This window comes from Burkholderia sp. IDO3, from assembly GCF_003366075.1.
Classification (GTDB): Bacteria; Pseudomonadota; Gammaproteobacteria; order Burkholderiales; family Burkholderiaceae; genus Burkholderia; species Burkholderia anthina.
In genome coordinates, this window is the sequence record NZ_CP028964.1 from 380,573 (window position 1) to 395,614 (window position 15,042).

12 protein-coding genes are annotated in these 15,042 nt (G+C 66.1%); all 12 read left to right on the plus strand.

The features are described 5' to 3' along the window. The first annotated feature begins 489 nt into the window (after positions 1-489). On the plus strand, positions 490-1,872 hold the full coding sequence (locus DCN14_RS33380; RefSeq protein WP_096506076.1) for an MFS transporter: 1,383 nt from the start codon (positions 490-492) through the stop codon (positions 1,870-1,872). A gap of 101 nt (positions 1,873-1,973) precedes the next feature. Then, positions 1,974-2,495: a hypothetical protein gene (locus DCN14_RS38175; protein ID WP_143331690.1), complete on the plus strand. Its 522-nt coding sequence runs from the start codon at positions 1,974-1,976 to the stop codon at positions 2,493-2,495. Between the two features lie 4 nt (positions 2,496-2,499). Further along, entirely contained in the window at positions 2,500-3,789 is a 1,290-nt protein-coding gene (locus DCN14_RS33385; RefSeq protein WP_096506078.1) for a glycine betaine/L-proline ABC transporter ATP-binding protein, read from the plus strand. Further along, the gene (locus DCN14_RS33390; protein ID WP_096506080.1) at positions 3,786-4,673 is read left to right on the plus strand and encodes a proline/glycine betaine ABC transporter permease; all 888 of its coding nucleotides are present in this window, start codon (positions 3,786-3,788) and stop codon (positions 4,671-4,673) included. Before DCN14_RS33385 ends, DCN14_RS33390 begins: the two co-directional genes overlap by 4 nt. A 163-nt stretch (positions 4,674-4,836) precedes the next feature. Beyond that, the gene (locus tag DCN14_RS33395; protein WP_096506082.1) at positions 4,837-5,718 is read left to right on the plus strand and encodes a glycine betaine ABC transporter substrate-binding protein; all 882 of its coding nucleotides are present in this window, start codon (positions 4,837-4,839) and stop codon (positions 5,716-5,718) included. A gap of 104 nt (positions 5,719-5,822) precedes the next feature. Next, positions 5,823-7,118: a serine hydroxymethyltransferase gene (gene glyA / locus DCN14_RS33400; RefSeq protein WP_096506084.1), complete on the plus strand. Its 1,296-nt coding sequence runs from the start codon at positions 5,823-5,825 to the stop codon at positions 7,116-7,118. A 184-nt stretch (positions 7,119-7,302) separates the two neighbouring features. Next, a complete protein-coding gene (locus DCN14_RS33405) occupies positions 7,303-8,190 on the plus strand; it encodes a dihydrodipicolinate synthase family protein (protein WP_096506086.1) in 888 nt (295 codons plus the stop codon). Positions 8,191-8,196: 6 nt separating this feature from the next. Then, positions 8,197-9,528, plus strand: a complete 1,332-nt coding sequence (locus DCN14_RS33410; protein ID WP_096506088.1) for an FAD-binding oxidoreductase — start codon at positions 8,197-8,199, stop codon at positions 9,526-9,528. A 16-nt stretch (positions 9,529-9,544) separates the two neighbouring features. Next, positions 9,545-11,038, plus strand: coding sequence for an aldehyde dehydrogenase (locus tag DCN14_RS33415; RefSeq protein WP_096506090.1), 1,494 nt, complete (start codon positions 9,545-9,547; stop codon positions 11,036-11,038). A 534-nt stretch (positions 11,039-11,572) separates the two neighbouring features. Next, positions 11,573-12,574, plus strand: coding sequence for a LysR substrate-binding domain-containing protein (locus tag DCN14_RS33420; protein WP_096508568.1), 1,002 nt, complete (start codon positions 11,573-11,575; stop codon positions 12,572-12,574). A gap of 184 nt (positions 12,575-12,758) precedes the next feature. Continuing rightward, positions 12,759-13,904: a porin gene (locus DCN14_RS33425; protein WP_096508567.1), complete on the plus strand. Its 1,146-nt coding sequence runs from the start codon at positions 12,759-12,761 to the stop codon at positions 13,902-13,904. 125 nt (positions 13,905-14,029) lie between these two features. Beyond that, entirely contained in the window at positions 14,030-14,956 is a 927-nt protein-coding gene (locus DCN14_RS33430) for a LysR substrate-binding domain-containing protein (protein WP_096508566.1), read from the plus strand. Positions 14,957-15,042: the final 86 nt, after the last annotated feature.

A 15,042-nucleotide genomic window follows, 5' to 3' on the forward strand; every position in this document is an offset into this window, starting at 1 on the left:
GCGCGAACGGGCAGGGCAGGCGGCCGCCTGTCGTCGCGAGTGATCGCGTTCCGGCGTTCCGGCTGCGCGATCCTGCATCCCCCTCCCGTTTCTAGGTTTCCCGGTTTTGCCTGACCGGCCGTCAAGTGGCCGGGCACGCGCATTTCCTGCCCCTCTCCGTCGACCGTCTTCGACGGGCATCCTCTCCCACGTGACAATCACGCGCTTCCGCGTTCGCGCAGCGCGATGCCGGCTTTCCTCAAGACTTCTGATTTTCGACACGCGATCGCCGTCGACGCGGCGCGCCGCCCGCCGCCCGACGGTGTTAACCCTCGATGTCGAATCCAGGGAGTTTATTGTCGAAAAGGAAAATCTTCCTGGGGCTCCAACTCCTACCATGCGTTTGAACGGCCGCGATTCGGCACTGCGCAGTGCACTCACCGCACGATCGATCGAATCACGGATGGCGGCCATGACACCGCAACGTACTATTCAGTTTGGAGACTGAGCATGAGTACCAGAAAGGTAATGTCGGGCCGGTCGGCCGATGCCGGCGCATGGTTGCCGAGTCAGGGCGGCACCGCTCATTCGAGCGGCGGCGCGCCCGCGCGCGCGGAGGTCGATACGCGGCTGCTCCGGCGGGCGGCAAGTGCGAGCTTCATCGGCAATTTCGTCGAATGGTTCGATTACGCATCGTACGGGTATCTCGCGACCGTCATCGCGGTCGTGTTCTTTCCGAAGAGCGACGCGATGACGGGGCTGCTGGCCGCGTATGGCGTGTTCGCGATCTCGTTCGTGATCCGGCCGCTGGGCGGCGTGGTGTGGGGGCACTTCGGCGACAGGGTCGGACGCCGGACCGCGCTGTCGCTGTCGATCCTGATCATGTCGGGCTCGACGTTCCTGATCGCGTTCCTGCCGACTTATGCGCAGGTCGGGATGGTCGCGCCGGTCTTGCTGCTGCTGGTGCGGGTCGTGCAGGGCTTCTCGGCGTCGGGCGAGTATGCGGGGGCGTCGGCGTTCCTTGCCGAATATGCGCCGGAAGGCAAGCGCGGGTTCTACACCAGCATCGTGCCGGCCAGCACCGCGGCCGGCCTGTTGTTCGGGTCGATCTTCGTCGCGGCGATGCACGCGGTGCTGACGTCGCAGCAACTGCACGATTTCGGCTGGCGTCTGCCATTCCTGCTGGCCGCGCCGTTCGGCCTGGTCGGACGCTACATCCGTATTCGACTCGAGGACACGCCGAAGTTCAAGGCGCTCGAAAGCGCGCACCATGTCGCGCAGGCGCCGGCCACCGAATTGCTGACGCGGCATCGCGGCAGGATGCTGATCGCGTTCGGCGTGACGTGTCTGAATGCCGTGGCGTTCTACCTCGTGCTGAGCTACATGCCGACCTACCTGTCTACCGAGATGGGTGTCGGCGAGACCGAGTCGTTCATCGCGGCGACGATTTCGCTGGCGGCGTATATCGGGCTGATCTTCCTGATGGGTGCGCTGTCGGATCGGGTCGGGCGCAAGACGATGCTGATCGGCGCGTCGGTGCTGTTCGCGGCGCTGACGGTGCCGCTGTTCAAGGGGCTGGCCGGCGCGAGCTTCGCGACGATCGTGATGATCCAGATCGCGTTCGGTGCGCTGCTGACGATGAACGACGGGACGTTGCCCTGCTTCCTGTCGGAGATTTTCCCGACACGGGTGCGTTACACCGGTTTTGCGTTCTGCTTCAATACGGCGAATGCGCTGTTCGGCGGGACGGCGCCGTTGGTCGCGACGTGGCTGATCGGCGCGACCGGGAACAAGCTGGCGCCGGCATGGTATCTGGTCGGGGCGGCGGGTGTCGCGCTGGTCGCGATGCTCGCTAGCAGTGAAACATCGAAGCGGCCGCTTGCGGACGATTGACGATGCGATGAATCGTTCGACCGGTTCTCAGCCGGTTTGAACCGGAACGCCGTGCGGCAGCAGCGAATGCGCTGCCGCACGGTGTTTTTTCAGCAGTCGCGATGCCGTCGCGCGTTATCGACGTTCGTGACGACGTCGCGCGTGCGGATTGCGTGTTGTTCGTCGCGGCGATGGCGGCGCGGTGGCGATCGCCGTCGACCGCCGATCCTGCATACCCGACCCGGTTCGACGGACGTTTTTGCCTTCATTCGACCGTTTTCTCCGTAGTTTCCCTTAAGTCCCCTCGTCGGGATTTTCCCCTAGCGCACCGTCTTGCGCACCGCGTGCACCCCATTGCCGCGATTCCCGCGAAATCCCGCACAGCCGCACCGCCATTGGCTTTCGCGTCATTCGCACGGTTTCGGGGCAATCGCGCTTTTTTGCCCGTATTCGATGCATTACCAAAGGTATGGAAAAGCGCACAGAAAATGTATCTGGAGCCGCGTAATTGGATTGATACGCTGCAACCACTGTATCAGCGCCGTCAACCACGCAGGAGCGGCATCGAGCCCGCGCAGCAAGCGCGGCAATCGATGGCGGCTCGTCCGAAGTTCGCGGTTTCCTTCACCATCCAGTCGGGATGACAGAATGGCCCCAAATCTGACGTTTGCACCGGGCGACGTACTTCCCCCCGGAGCAATCCACACCGACGGCGCGCCGTCGATCGCCCGGTCGGGCATCGCGACCGGAACCGACATCCTGACCGTCAAGCACCTGTCGAAGATTTTCGGTCCGAAGCCCGAGCGTGCGATCGAGATGCTGAAGAGCGGTGTCGGCCGCAACGAGATCTTCGCCGAGACCGGCAACATGGTGGCGGTCAACGACGTGAGCCTGAGCGTGAGGGCCGGCGAGATCTTCGTGATCATGGGGCTGTCGGGCTCCGGCAAGTCGACGCTCGTTCGTCTGCTCAACCGGCTGATCGAGCCGACGTCCGGACAGGTCGTGCTCGAAGGCCGCGACATCGCGCCGATGTCGACGCCGGAACTGCGCGACGTCCGGCGCCAGAAGATGGCGATGGTGTTTCAGTCGTTCGCACTGCTGCCTAACCGGACCGTGATCGACAACATCGCGTACGGGCTCGAAGTCGCGGGCATCAAGAAGGCGCAGCGCTACGAAGTCGCGCGTGCCGCGCTGGAGCGCGTCGGCCTCGGGTCGTACGAAAAGCTGCTGCCGAGCGAGTTGTCCGGCGGCATGCAGCAGCGCGTGGGCCTGGCTCGCGCGCTGGCGGTCAATCCGTCGGTGCTGCTGATGGACGAGGCGTTCTCCGCGCTCGATCCGCTGATCCGCTTCGAAATGCAGAACGAGCTGCTGCGCCTGCAGAAGGAAGAGCAGCGCACCATCGTGTTCATCTCCCACGATATCGAGGAAGCGGTGAAGATCGGCGGCCGCATCGGCATCATGAAGGACGGCTGCCTGATCCAGGTCGGCACGCCGGCCGAGCTGATCCAGACGCCGGCGGACGACTACGTGCAGGACTTCTTCCGCAACGTCGACGTGTCGCGCTTCCTGAAGGCCGCCAGCATGATGACGAAGGTCGAGCGCGGGCTGCTTCGCTGCAATGCGGGCACGCCGTCCGATCGTTACCTGAACCAGCTGATCGACAGCGGCGCCGAATGCGGCTACGTGTGCGACGAGGCCGGTCATTACCTGGGCTGCGTCACGCCCGCCACGCTGCACCGGTCCGGCGCGCGGCCGATTCGCGAGGCATTCCTGAACGACTTCAACGCGGTGTCGATCGATACGGATCTGCATCGACTCGCGTCGATCGCGCTGACCCAGCAGCACGACGTGCCGGTGACGGACGCAGCGGGACAACTGGCAGGCGTCGTGTCCTGCCGGACGATACTCAAGCAGATGATGCAACGGAGGGCAGCATGAATTCGTCGGTGATCGGGAAGTTCGCGGAAGACTTCGTCAATTTCCTGTTTCTGCACTTTCGCGGCGGTTTCGACACGTTCTCGGCGGGGCTCGGCGCGGTCGTGAAGCTGCTCGAAGACGGGCTCGGCGCCGTGCCGTTCATCGCGATGGTGGTGCTTCTGGTCGGCCTCGCGCTGTGGCGCCGCGGCATCGTGTTTTCGATCTTCGTCGGCTTTGCGCTGCTCCTGATCCACTACATGGGCTTGTGGGCGCAGACGGTGTCGACGCTCGCGCTCGTCATCGCGGCGACCTTCTTCAGCCTGGTGATCGGCGTGCCGCTCGGCATCTGGGGCGCACGCAACAACCGGATCGGCATGATCCTGCGCTCGCTGCTCGACTTCATGCAGACGATGCCCGCGTTCGTGTACCTGATCCCGGCCGTGATCCTGTTCGGGCTCGGACGCGTGCCGGCGGTGATCGCGACGATCGTGTTCGCCATGCCGCCGGTCGTGCGGCTGACGACGCTCGGCATCCGCCAGGTGCGCGAGGAACTGATCGAAGCCGGCCGTTCGTTCGGCAGCACCGACTGGCAGCTTCTGTGGAAGATCCAGTTGCCGAACGCGCTGCCGTCGATCATGGCGGGCGTGAACCAGACGATCATGATGGCGCTGTCGATGGTGGTGGTGGCATCGATGATCGGCGCGGGCGGCCTCGGCGAATACGTGCTGAGCGGCATCCAGCGTCTCGACATCGGGATCGGCTTCGAAGGCGGGCTGGGGGTCGTGCTGCTCGCGATCGTGCTGGACCGCCTGACGGAAAGCTTCGGCGTGAAGGCGAAGAAGAAGGTGAAGAAGCCGATGGCGCGTGCCGGCAAGGCCGGCCCGCGTGGCGCGGCCCGCACCTGACGGCCACGGCAGTTGAAGGCAATTGAAGGCAACCGAAGGACGATGACGCGCCGCGGCCACGGCGCCGCGGCGAAATCGATGTAGCAGTACGTGGAGACCAGAAACGCCGATCGGAGGCGTTCCCCACCCTTGAAAGATTCGCGTAATTAAAAAGGAGTACTAGATGAAAATCCATACGTTCAAATCGCTTCTGGCGAAACTTGCGGTATCGACGGTGGTTGCGTGCAGCGCAGGTGTGGGAGCGGCGTCGGCGGCCGAGCCGGTCAAGATCGCGGTGACCAACTGGGCGGACGTGCTGGCGGTGGCCAACGTCGCGAAGTACGTGCTGGAAACGCAGCTCAAGCAGCCGGTGGAGTTCGTGCAGGCCGCGATCGGCATCCAGTACCAGGGCGTCGCGCGCGGCGACCTGGACATCATGGTCGGCGGCTGGCTGCCGGTCACGCATGCGACGTATTACGCGAAGTACAAGAACGACCTGGATGACGTCGGCATCATCTACACGGGCGGCAAGAACGGCTGGGCCGTGCCGACCTACATTCCTGAATCGGAGCTGTCGTCGATCGCCGACCTGAACAAGCCGGAAGTCAAGAGCAAGCTGAACGCCACGATCCAGGGCATCGAGCCGGGCGGCGGCCTGATGCAGGCGTCGGAGAAGACCATCAAGGCCTACAACCTGGACGGCTACAACCTCCAGGCATCGAGCGAGGCCGGGATGCTGGCGAGCGTGTCGCGTGCGTACCAGTCGAAGCAGTGGGTCGTCGCGACGGTCTGGAGCCCGCACTGGTTGTTCCAGAAGTGGCAGATGCGCTACCTGAAGGATCCGAAGGGCACGCTGGGCGGGGAAGAGCAGATTCACGCGTTCGCATCGAAGAAATTCGCCGGCAAGTTCCCGCGTGCCGACGTGTTCTTCAAGCACCTGAAGCTGACGCTCGCCGACGTCGAAGCGATCGAATTCGAAGGCAACAGCACGAACGACTACGCGACGGCCGCGAAGAAATTCGTCGATGCGCATCCGGAGAAGCTGAAGGCCTGGCTGCAGCAGTAAATCCCGCGCGCCCCGGCGTCGATCGTCCGGGGCGCGACGAACCCGCCGGCCCGGCAGCGTGCAGCACGCGCAGCCCGTCATGATTCCCGTCGCGGAGTGACCAAGTGAACGAGAACGCCCGCTTTTTTTCCGAAACGCTTCAGAGTCGGGATCCGGTGATCGCATCGGAGATCGCGCTGGAGCTGCGTCGCCAGCAAACCCAGATCGAGCTGATCGCGTCCGAGAACATCGCGTCGGCGGCGGTGCTGGAGGCGCAGGGCACCGTCCTGACGAACAAGTATGCGGAAGGCTATCCGTCCCGGCGGTACTACGGCGGCTGCGACCACGTCGACCGGATCGAGGCGCTCGCGATCGACCGCGCGTGCGCGCTGTTCGACGCCGGCTATGCGAACGTGCAGCCGCATTCGGGCGCGCAGGCCAACGGTGCGGTGATGCTCGCGCTGGTCAGGCCCGGCGATACGGTGATGGGCATGTCGCTCGATGCGGGCGGCCATCTCACGCACGGCGCGCGGCCGGCGCTGTCGGGCAAATGGTTCGATGCGGTGCAGTACGGCGTGAGCCCGGACACGCTGCGCATCGACTACGACGACGTGCGCCGGCTCGCCGAGCGGCATCGCCCGAAGCTGATCATCGCGGGTTACTCGGCTTATCCGCGGGCGCTCGATTTCGCGGCGTTCCGCGCGATCGCGGACAGCGTCGACGCGAAGCTGATGGTCGACATGGCGCACATCGCGGGCATCGTCGCGGCCGGCCGGCATCAGAACCCGGTGCCGTTCGCCGACGTGGTGACGTCCACCACGCACAAGACGCTGCGCGGCCCGCGCGGCGGCTTCATCCTGACGAACAACGCGGATGTGGCGAAGCAGGTCAATTCGGCGGTGTTTCCGGGGTTGCAGGGCGGCCCGTTGATGCATGTGGTCGCGGGCAAGGCGGTCGCCTTCGCCGAAGCGCTGCGCCCGGAGTTCACGCGCTATATCGATCAGGTGCTGCGTAACGCGCAGGCGCTCGCCCGCGTGCTGACCGACGGCGGGCTGACGCTCGTTACGGGCGGCACCGACAACCATCTGCTGCTGGTCGACCTGCGTTCCCTGCGTATTAGCGGCACGCAGGCCGAGAAGGCGCTGGAGCGCGCGGGCATCACCTGCAACAAGAACGGGATTCCGTTCGATACGGAAAACCCGACCGTCACGTCCGGCATCCGGCTCGGCACGCCGGCCGGCACCACGCGCGGATTCGGCACCGCGCAGTTCGAGCAGATCGGCGAAATGATCCTCGACGTGCTGTCCGCGCTCAAGCGCGATCCGGGCGGCGACGAAGTGGTCGAGCGCGCGGTCCGGACCCGCGTGCGCGATCTGTGCAACCAGTTCCCCATATACGCGCATGCGGAGGCGTTCGCCTGATCCCGGAATCGGGCGGACCGGGGCCTTCGTCCCGGTGGCGTATCGAATCGATCGGCCCGGCTGCGCGAACGCGCCGCTTGCCGACGACGTTTGTCGAATTGCCGGTTCCGTGCGTGCCGCGACGCTTCAATGACGCGTCCGGCGCAGCGACGGCCTGGCCCATCCACTCAAATGAGGAATCGAAATGAGCTTCGAGGGCGTACACACACCGCTGGTCACTCCGTTCGACGCGGACGGCGAAATCGACCACGCATTGCTGGGCAGGCATGCTGCCGATCTCGCCGGCCGCGTGTCGGGTCTGGGGATCGGCGGGACGACGGGCGAATACTACGCACTGAGTTTCGACGAGCGCGTGCGCACGTTCGACACGGTCGCGGCCGCGGCCGGCGGCAAGACGTTCCTGACCGCGGGCATCAATGCGACGACGACGAAAGAGGTGCTGCGTCTGGGCCGGGAAGCGAAGCGCGCGGGATTGAATGCGTTGCTGGTCGCGGCGCCGTACTACGCGCAGCCGACGCAGCAGGAATTGCTCGCGCATCTGCTCGCGGTCGACGATGCGCTCGACATGCCGATCATGCTGTACAACTTTCCGGCCCGCACGGGCACCGAGATCGGCGATGCGATTCTCGAGAAGCTGCTCGAGCGCAAGAACTTCGCCGCGATGAAGGAAAGCACCGGCGACATCGCGCATCTGCATCATCTGTCGACGCATGTCGGCGGCCGGCTGGTGCTCAGTTGCGGGATGGACGACCAGGCGCTCGAATTTTTCGCATGGGGCGCGCGCAGCTGGGTCGGCGGCGCGTCGAACTTCCTGCCGGAAGCACATACCGAGCTGTTCGACGCCTGCGTGACGCGCGGCGATTTCGCGGCCGGGCGCAAGCTGATGGCGCAACTGCTGCCGGTGCTCGAACTGCTCGAGCGCAGCGGCAAGTTCATTCAGTACGTGCGTTACGGCTGCGAGCTGGCCGGTCTGCCGGTCGGCGTCGCGCGCGCACCGCTCGGCGCGCTGTCGGGCGACGAGCGCGACGCGTTCGCGAAGCTCGTGAAACCGCTGATCCGCGACGGCCGGTAACCCAGCATGGGCTCGCATCTGGCATTCGCGCGGTTTCCGGCGCCCGACGGCATGAACGGGTGGTGGGAGAGCCTGCCGCCCGCGCGGGAGGCTCGCACCGTCACGTCCGAAACCCGGTTCGACTGGGTCGTGATCGGCGGCGGCATCACCGGGCTGTGCGCGGCGCGCCGGCTCGCTGAGCTGGCGCCCGACGTGAGCATCGCGCTGGTGGAGGCCGACCGGATCGGACGCACGACGGCTGGGCGCAATTCCGGATTCTTCGTCGACCTGCCGCACGACATCAGCAGCGAAAGCTATTCGCGCAGCATCGACGAAGATCGCGCCGATGTCCGGTTCCAGCGGCATGGCATCGACTATGTCCGCTCGATCGTGCGGCGCTTCGGCATCGATTGCGACTGGCGCGACGACGGCAAATTCCACGCGTCGGTCAACCAGAAGGGCGCGGCGGCGCTCGCGCATTTCGCCGACGGGCTGGCGCGCATCGGCGAAGCGTTCGAGTGGCTCGACCAGCCGGCGATCCAGGCGGTGACCGGAACCGGCTTCTATACGGGCGCGCTGTTCACGCCGGGCTGCAGTACGGTACAGCCGGCCGCGCTGATGCGCGGGCTGGCGGCGACGCAGCCGGACAACGTGACGGTGTTCGAGCACAGCGCGGTCACGGCGATCGAACAGCGCGGCGACACGCGGGTGCTGCATTTCGCGGGCGGCAGGATCGTCGCGAAGCAGGTGATCCTGTGCACGAACGCCTATGCGGCGACGTTCGGCCGGCATTCGAACGGCTTGCTGCCGGTCTATACGTTCGCTTCGCTCACGCGCCCGATGAATCCGGACGAAGTGGCGAAACTCGGCGGCGCGCGCTCGTGGTCGCTGATCCCGGCCGACCCGATGGGCACCACGGTGCGGCGCCTGATCACCAACCGTATTTGCGTGCGCAACCATTTCGCGTTCCGGCCGGACGTGAAGGTGTCGCAGGCCGATCTGGCGAAGTCGCGCAGCCTGCATCGGCGCTCGTTCGAGCGCCGCTTCCCGATGCTCGCCGGCGTCGAGCTCGAATACACGTGGGGCGGGCCGCTGTGCCTGTCCGCGAACAACGGCGCGCTGTTCGGCAAGCGCGACGACGGCCTTTACGAAGCGATCGGATGCAACGGCCTCGGCCTGAGCCGCGGGTCGTCATCCGGCAAGTTGATCGCCGAATACGCGCTCGGCGAATCGAGCGATCTCGTGCAGCAATTGTTGAAGCAGCCGCATCCCCGCCCGCTGCCGGTCCGGCCGCTCGTCGACCTGGCCGTGTCGGCGACGATCTGGGCCAAGGAATTCTCGGCCGGCGCCGAACTTTGATTTTTGAGGAAACGACATGACGACCCATCAGGACTGGATTCAAAAGGCGCAAGCGCTGTCGCTCGACGGTCGCGCATTCATCGCGGGCAAACGCAGCGCGGCCGCGTCGGGCGAGACGTTCGGAACGCTCAACCCGGCGTCCGGCAAGGTGCTCGCCGAAGTCGCGCGCTGCAACGGACGCGACGTCGATCAGGCGGTCGCGGCCGCGCGCGACGCGTTCGAATCCGGCGTGTGGTCGAAGGCCGCGCCCGCGCACCGCAAGGCGGTGCTGCTTCGGCTCGCGCAGCTGATCGACGCGCATACGGACGAACTCGCGCTGCTCGAGGCGCTGGAAGCCGGCAAACCGATCGGCGAATGCCTCGGGCTCGACATTCCCGAGTCGGCCGCGTGCATTCGCTGGCACGCGGAGGTGACGGACAAGCGCTACGACGCGTTGTCGCCGTCCGGCGCGGGCGTGGTCAGCATGATCACCCGCGAGCCGATCGGCGTCGTCGGCGCGGTGCTGCCGTGGAATTTCCCGGCGCTGATGCTCGCGTGGAAGATCGGCCCGGCGCTGTCGGTCGGCAACAGCGTGGTCGTGAAGCCGGCGGAGCAGACGTCGCTGTCGACGCTGCGCATCGCCGATCTCGCGGCCGAGGCCGGCGTGCCGCCGGGCGTGTTCAGCGTCGTCACGGGCTTCGGCGGCGAGGCCGGCGAAGCGATCGGCCGCCATCCCGACGTCGATCTCGTCGCGTTCACCGGCTCGACCGCAACCGGCAAGCGCTTCCTGCACTACTCGGCCGACACGAACCTCAAGCGCGTCGTGCTCGAGTGCGGCGGCAAGAATCCGCAGGTGATCCTGCCGGACGTCGCGAATCTCGATGCGGTGGCCGAACAGGCCGTCGCGGCCGCGTTCTGGAACATGGGCGAGAACTGCAGCGCCGGCTCGCGGATCATCGTGCCGTCGAGCCGCAAGGCGGAACTGCTCGAGAAGATCCAGGGCGTGCTCGCCGGCTGGAAGACCGGCGATCCGCTCGACCCGGACGTGAAGCTCGGCGCGCTGATCGAGCAGAAGCACTACGAGAAGGTGCTCGGCCATATCGAGAAGGCGAAGGCCGAAGGCGCGCGCGTGGCGTGCGGCGGGCGCGCGATCCTGACCGAAACCGGCGGCTGGTTCGTCGAGCCGACGATCTTCGACCAGGTGACGCCGGAGATGAGCATCGCGCGCGACGAGGTGTTCGGGCCGGTCGTGTGCTTCATCGAATACGACGACGTCGACGATGCGGTGCGGATCGCCAACGACACGTGCTACGGGCTTGCCGCGTCGGTGTGGACCGACAACGTGAACAGCGCGCACAAGGTGGCCGCGCGCATTCGGGCGGGCACGGTCACGGTGAACTGCTTCGGCGAAGGCGACCTGTCGACACCGTTCGGCGGCTTCAAGCAGTCGGGGTTCGGCGGGCGCGACAAATCCGTCTACGCGCACGATCAATATTGCGAGCTGAAGACCACCTGGCTGAAGCTCGACTGAGCGCGCGCACGAAGGGCGCGGCACGCCGGGCCCGCGGCCCGGCCCCGGCTGGCGGCGTGCGCGCGGCGGCTTCGGACGCCCGCGCACGCCGCGGAGCGATCGCGACGCACGGTGCCGCGCGAGCACGACCGCTTGTCGAGTGGCGGACGCACGCCGCGCGCGACCCGCGACGATCCGCCCGGCCGCGCGCGCAGCGACGCCGTAGCGCCGTGACCGCACCGCCCGGCGTGTCGTGGTGCGTTGCGCAAACGCGCCGCGCCGCGCGGCCGCGAGCGTCCTCCCGCGCGGTTCGCCTTGCAGTCCCCGTCATCGATTCCGATAATAGCGACGCGGTGCACAATCGATCGAGAATGGCGTCGTCGTGACGCCGTTACGGCGGCTGAGCCGCCTTTGCCAGCCGCCCGGCTGACGCGCAAGCCGCAATATTCAGATAATTGAACGGTTTGCGATGAGACCGCCCGCGGCCACCCGGCGGGACGGTCGTCGACGGGTTCGTCGACGAAGCGTCCGATTTCCGTTTTGAGAGTGAAAGCCATGTTGAAGAAGCAACTGTTTGCAGACCGACTCCTCGCGCAGATGCCGTCGTTGCGGGCGCTGCGGTGTTTCGTGACGGCGGCGCGCTACGAGAGCTTCACTCAGGCGGCCGAGGTGCTGTGCGTGACGCAGGCGGCGATCAGCCGGCAGATCAAGGAACTCGAGGATTCGCTGGACGTCGCGCTGTTCGAGCGTACCGGCCGGCATATCGCGCTGACGGATGCGGGACGCATTCTCTACAACGCGTCGTACCTGTCGATCATGAACATCGCCGAGGCGGCGGAAGCGGTGCGCCGGACCGACAAGCATGCGCTGATGGTCTGCGTGTCGCATACGTTCTCGGCGCTGTGGCTGTCGTCGCGGCTGCCCGCGTTTCGCGAGCAGTTTCCGGACATCCGGCTGCACGTGATCGTGACCGAGCATTTCATGGAGCTGGACGGGCTCATCGAGCCCGACGTGATCATCACGAAGAACCCGCCGCGCGAGCCCGAGTTCGAAGCCGAGCCGCTGTTTCACGACATCGTCTATCCGGTGTGCAGCCCGTCGTTTCACGAGCGGTATTTTCATGGCCGGTCGCTGAAGCCGCTGGACCTGCTGTCCAGTCCGACCCTGAACCTGTCGATGCTCGGCCGCGCGCAGGTGTGCGAGCACGTCGACTGGCGCGTGTGGCGCAACTGGTTCCAGCAAAGCGACGGCACCGATACGATGACCGAGAACAAGTATCTGGAAAGCAACGACTACCGGCTGCTGGTCGCGCAGGCCGAGGGCGGCGAGGGGACGCTGCTCGGCTGGCATCATCTCGTGCACCGGCAGATCGAGAAAGGCATGCTCGTGCGGCCGGTACAGGACGTGCTGGTGTTTCACGATCGCCATCATTACCTGATCACGCACCGCAATGCGCAGCCGCGCCCGGAGTACCGGCTGTTCCGGCAGTGGCTGAGCGACGAGGTCGGCGTGATGATGCGCGGCTGGCTCGATGCCGGCGTCGAGGCCGGTCAATAGCGCGCGACACCGGCGCCGGCCGTCGCCCGCCCGGCTCGCCGACGCCTGCATAACCAAAAGTATCGTATAAGCCGCAGGAAATGTTTCTGGCGGGCGCAATTTGGATTGATACGCTCCGAACTGCTTCAGCAGTGGTTTGCCAGGTTGGATAACAATCATCGCAACATTAGGTTCGGAGACCTGAATGAAACAGAAGATTCTCGCTTGCACGATCCTGTCCGCCGTCGCCGCGCCGGCGATCGCACAAAGTACCGTGACGCTCTACGGCTTGATCGACGAAGGGTTCAACTATACGAACAACGTATCGGGCAAGAAAGTCTATGAACTCCAGAGCGGCTTCGTCCAGGGGAGCCGCTGGGGCCTGAAGGGCGCCGAGGACCTCGGCGCCGGCACGAAGGCCGTGTTCCAGCTGGAGAACGGCTTCGACGTCAACAGCGGCCGCCTCGGCCAGGGCGGGCTGATGTTCGGCCGCCAGGCGTACGTCGGCATTGCGTCGGACCGGTTCGGCACCGTGACGCTGGGCCGTCAGTACGACTCGGTCGTCGACTATCTCGCGCAGACGACCGCGAACGGCAGCTGGGGCGGCTACCTGTTCTCGCATCCGTACGACAACGACAACACGGACAACTCGTTCCGCGTGAACAACACGGTCAAGTACACGAGCCCGACGATCGCGGGCCTGCAGTTCGGCGGCACGTACAGCTTCAGCAACGGGACCGGCTTCGCGAACAACCGCCAGTTCAGCGCGGGCGTCCAGTACGTCATCGGCGACCTGCTGCTCGCCGCCGCATACCTGCAGGCCGACCATCCGTCGTCGACGGCCGCCGGCGCGATCACCAACGCGGGCGACGAGAACTTCCTCGCCGACCGGCTGCGAATCTTCGGCGCGGGCGCGAGCTATACGTTCGGCAAGGCCAACGTCGGCATCTCGTACACGAACACGTACGTCGCGAATCCGCTCAGCTCGGGGTACGTCGGCGCGATCACGCCGTCGGCGGGGACGTTGTCGAGCCTGCGGTTCCAGAACGTCGAAATCAACGGCAAGTACCAGTTCACGCCCGCGTTCTTCGTCGGCGCGATGTACGCCTATACGCGTGCCGACTTCAACGCGACGGGCGGCAAGCAGCACCCGAACTACCAGAGCGCGGGGCTGATGGCCGACTACTTCCTGTCGAAGCGGACCGACGTGTACGTGCAGGGCGCCTATCAGCACGTCGGCGGCGATCGCACCGGGACCGTGCTGGATGTCGCCTACGTGCCGGGCGCGGACGGCGTATCGTCCGGCAGCAACCAGATCGTTGCGCGCGTCGCGCTGCGGCACAAGTTCTGAGTGCCGTCGAGCGCCGGTCTCCGGAGCGGCCGGCACGACGGCCGCTCCACGACGCATGGCCGGCGGTCGATGACGGATTGGCCGCTTGATAGAATCCGCCTAACCTCGAACGACTGGTCCGTCAGATGAAACCTGCGTCGGCAACCCCCAAAGGCTATCGGCGGCTCATCCCGTCCGTGACGGCGCTCGTCGAATTCGAGGCGGTCGCCCGCCTCGGCAGCTTCACGCTCGCCGCGCACGAGCTCGGCGTCACGCAGGCCGCGGTGAGCCGGCAAGTCAAGTTCCTCGAGGAGATGCTCGGCCAGCGGCTGTTCCTGCGGTTGCATCGCTCGATCGCGCTGACGGACGAAGGCGCCGCGTTGTACCGCGTGGTGGCCGAGTCGATGCAGAAGATCGCCGGCGTGTTCGACCGCCTGACGAGCGGCCCGATCCGGCAGGAACTCGTCCTCGCGGCGACCGCCGCGTTCTCGCATTTCCGGCTGCTGCCGCGGCTCGCCGCGCTGAAGGCCGCGCAGCCCGAGTTGCAGCTGCGCCTCGCGACGCTGATGTTTACCGCCGATCTTCGCCACAACGAAATCGATGTCGCGGTGCGCTACGGGAACGGCCGCTGGGCCGACGGCACGGCGATCCGGCTGTTCGACGAAGCCGTCTTTCCCGTCTGCTCGCCGGCGTGGCTGCAGCGGCACGGCACGCCTGAATCGCTGGCGGAGCTCGCCGCCGTCACGCTCGTGGAATCCGATTCGACGTCGGAGGGCTGGATGGGCTGGGAGGCGTGGTTCCATGCCGCGGGCTTCCGGCCCGACCGATTGAATTTCGCGCTGCGGTGCAGCCTGTACACCGACGCGATCGACGCCGCCCGATATGGCCACGGCGTCGCGCTGGGCTGGGGGCGGCTCGTCCAGGACCTGCTCGACGCCGGCGAACTCGTGCGGCTGCCGATCGCATCCTTGCCGATGACGGACGCCTATTACATCGTGGTGCCGCACGGCAAGACGATCACGCCGGCGATCGACGGGCTCGTCGAATGGCTGCGCGCGGACGCCCAGGGCTGACGCGGCCGTGCGCCGTCCGTTTCGCATGATCCCAGGTAATGCCAGAACGAAAATAAAGCGCGTTGACGCTCTTTTTCGTCAATCCA

Excerpts from the sequence above, each read along its gene's own strand:
- DCN14_RS33380 (WP_096506076.1), top strand. The coding sequence starts at position 490 with ATGAGTACCAGAAAGGTAATGTCGGGCCGGTCGGCCGATGCCGGCGCA.
- DCN14_RS38175 (WP_143331690.1), top strand. The coding sequence starts at position 1,974 with ATGCCGTCGCGCGTTATCGACGTTCGTGACGACGTCGCGCGTGCGGAT.
- DCN14_RS33385 (WP_096506078.1), top strand. The coding sequence starts at position 2,500 with ATGGCCCCAAATCTGACGTTTGCACCGGGCGACGTACTTCCCCCCGGA.
- DCN14_RS33390 (WP_096506080.1), top strand. The coding sequence starts at position 3,786 with ATGAATTCGTCGGTGATCGGGAAGTTCGCGGAAGACTTCGTCAATTTC.
- DCN14_RS33395 (WP_096506082.1), top strand. The coding sequence starts at position 4,837 with ATGAAAATCCATACGTTCAAATCGCTTCTGGCGAAACTTGCGGTATCG.
- DCN14_RS33405 (WP_096506086.1), top strand. The coding sequence starts at position 7,303 with ATGAGCTTCGAGGGCGTACACACACCGCTGGTCACTCCGTTCGACGCG.
- DCN14_RS33410 (WP_096506088.1), top strand. The coding sequence starts at position 8,197 with ATGGGCTCGCATCTGGCATTCGCGCGGTTTCCGGCGCCCGACGGCATG.
- DCN14_RS33415 (WP_096506090.1), top strand. The coding sequence starts at position 9,545 with ATGACGACCCATCAGGACTGGATTCAAAAGGCGCAAGCGCTGTCGCTC.
- DCN14_RS33420 (WP_096508568.1), top strand. The coding sequence starts at position 11,573 with ATGTTGAAGAAGCAACTGTTTGCAGACCGACTCCTCGCGCAGATGCCG.
- DCN14_RS33425 (WP_096508567.1), top strand. The coding sequence starts at position 12,759 with ATGAAACAGAAGATTCTCGCTTGCACGATCCTGTCCGCCGTCGCCGCG.
- DCN14_RS33430 (WP_096508566.1), top strand. The coding sequence starts at position 14,030 with ATGAAACCTGCGTCGGCAACCCCCAAAGGCTATCGGCGGCTCATCCCG.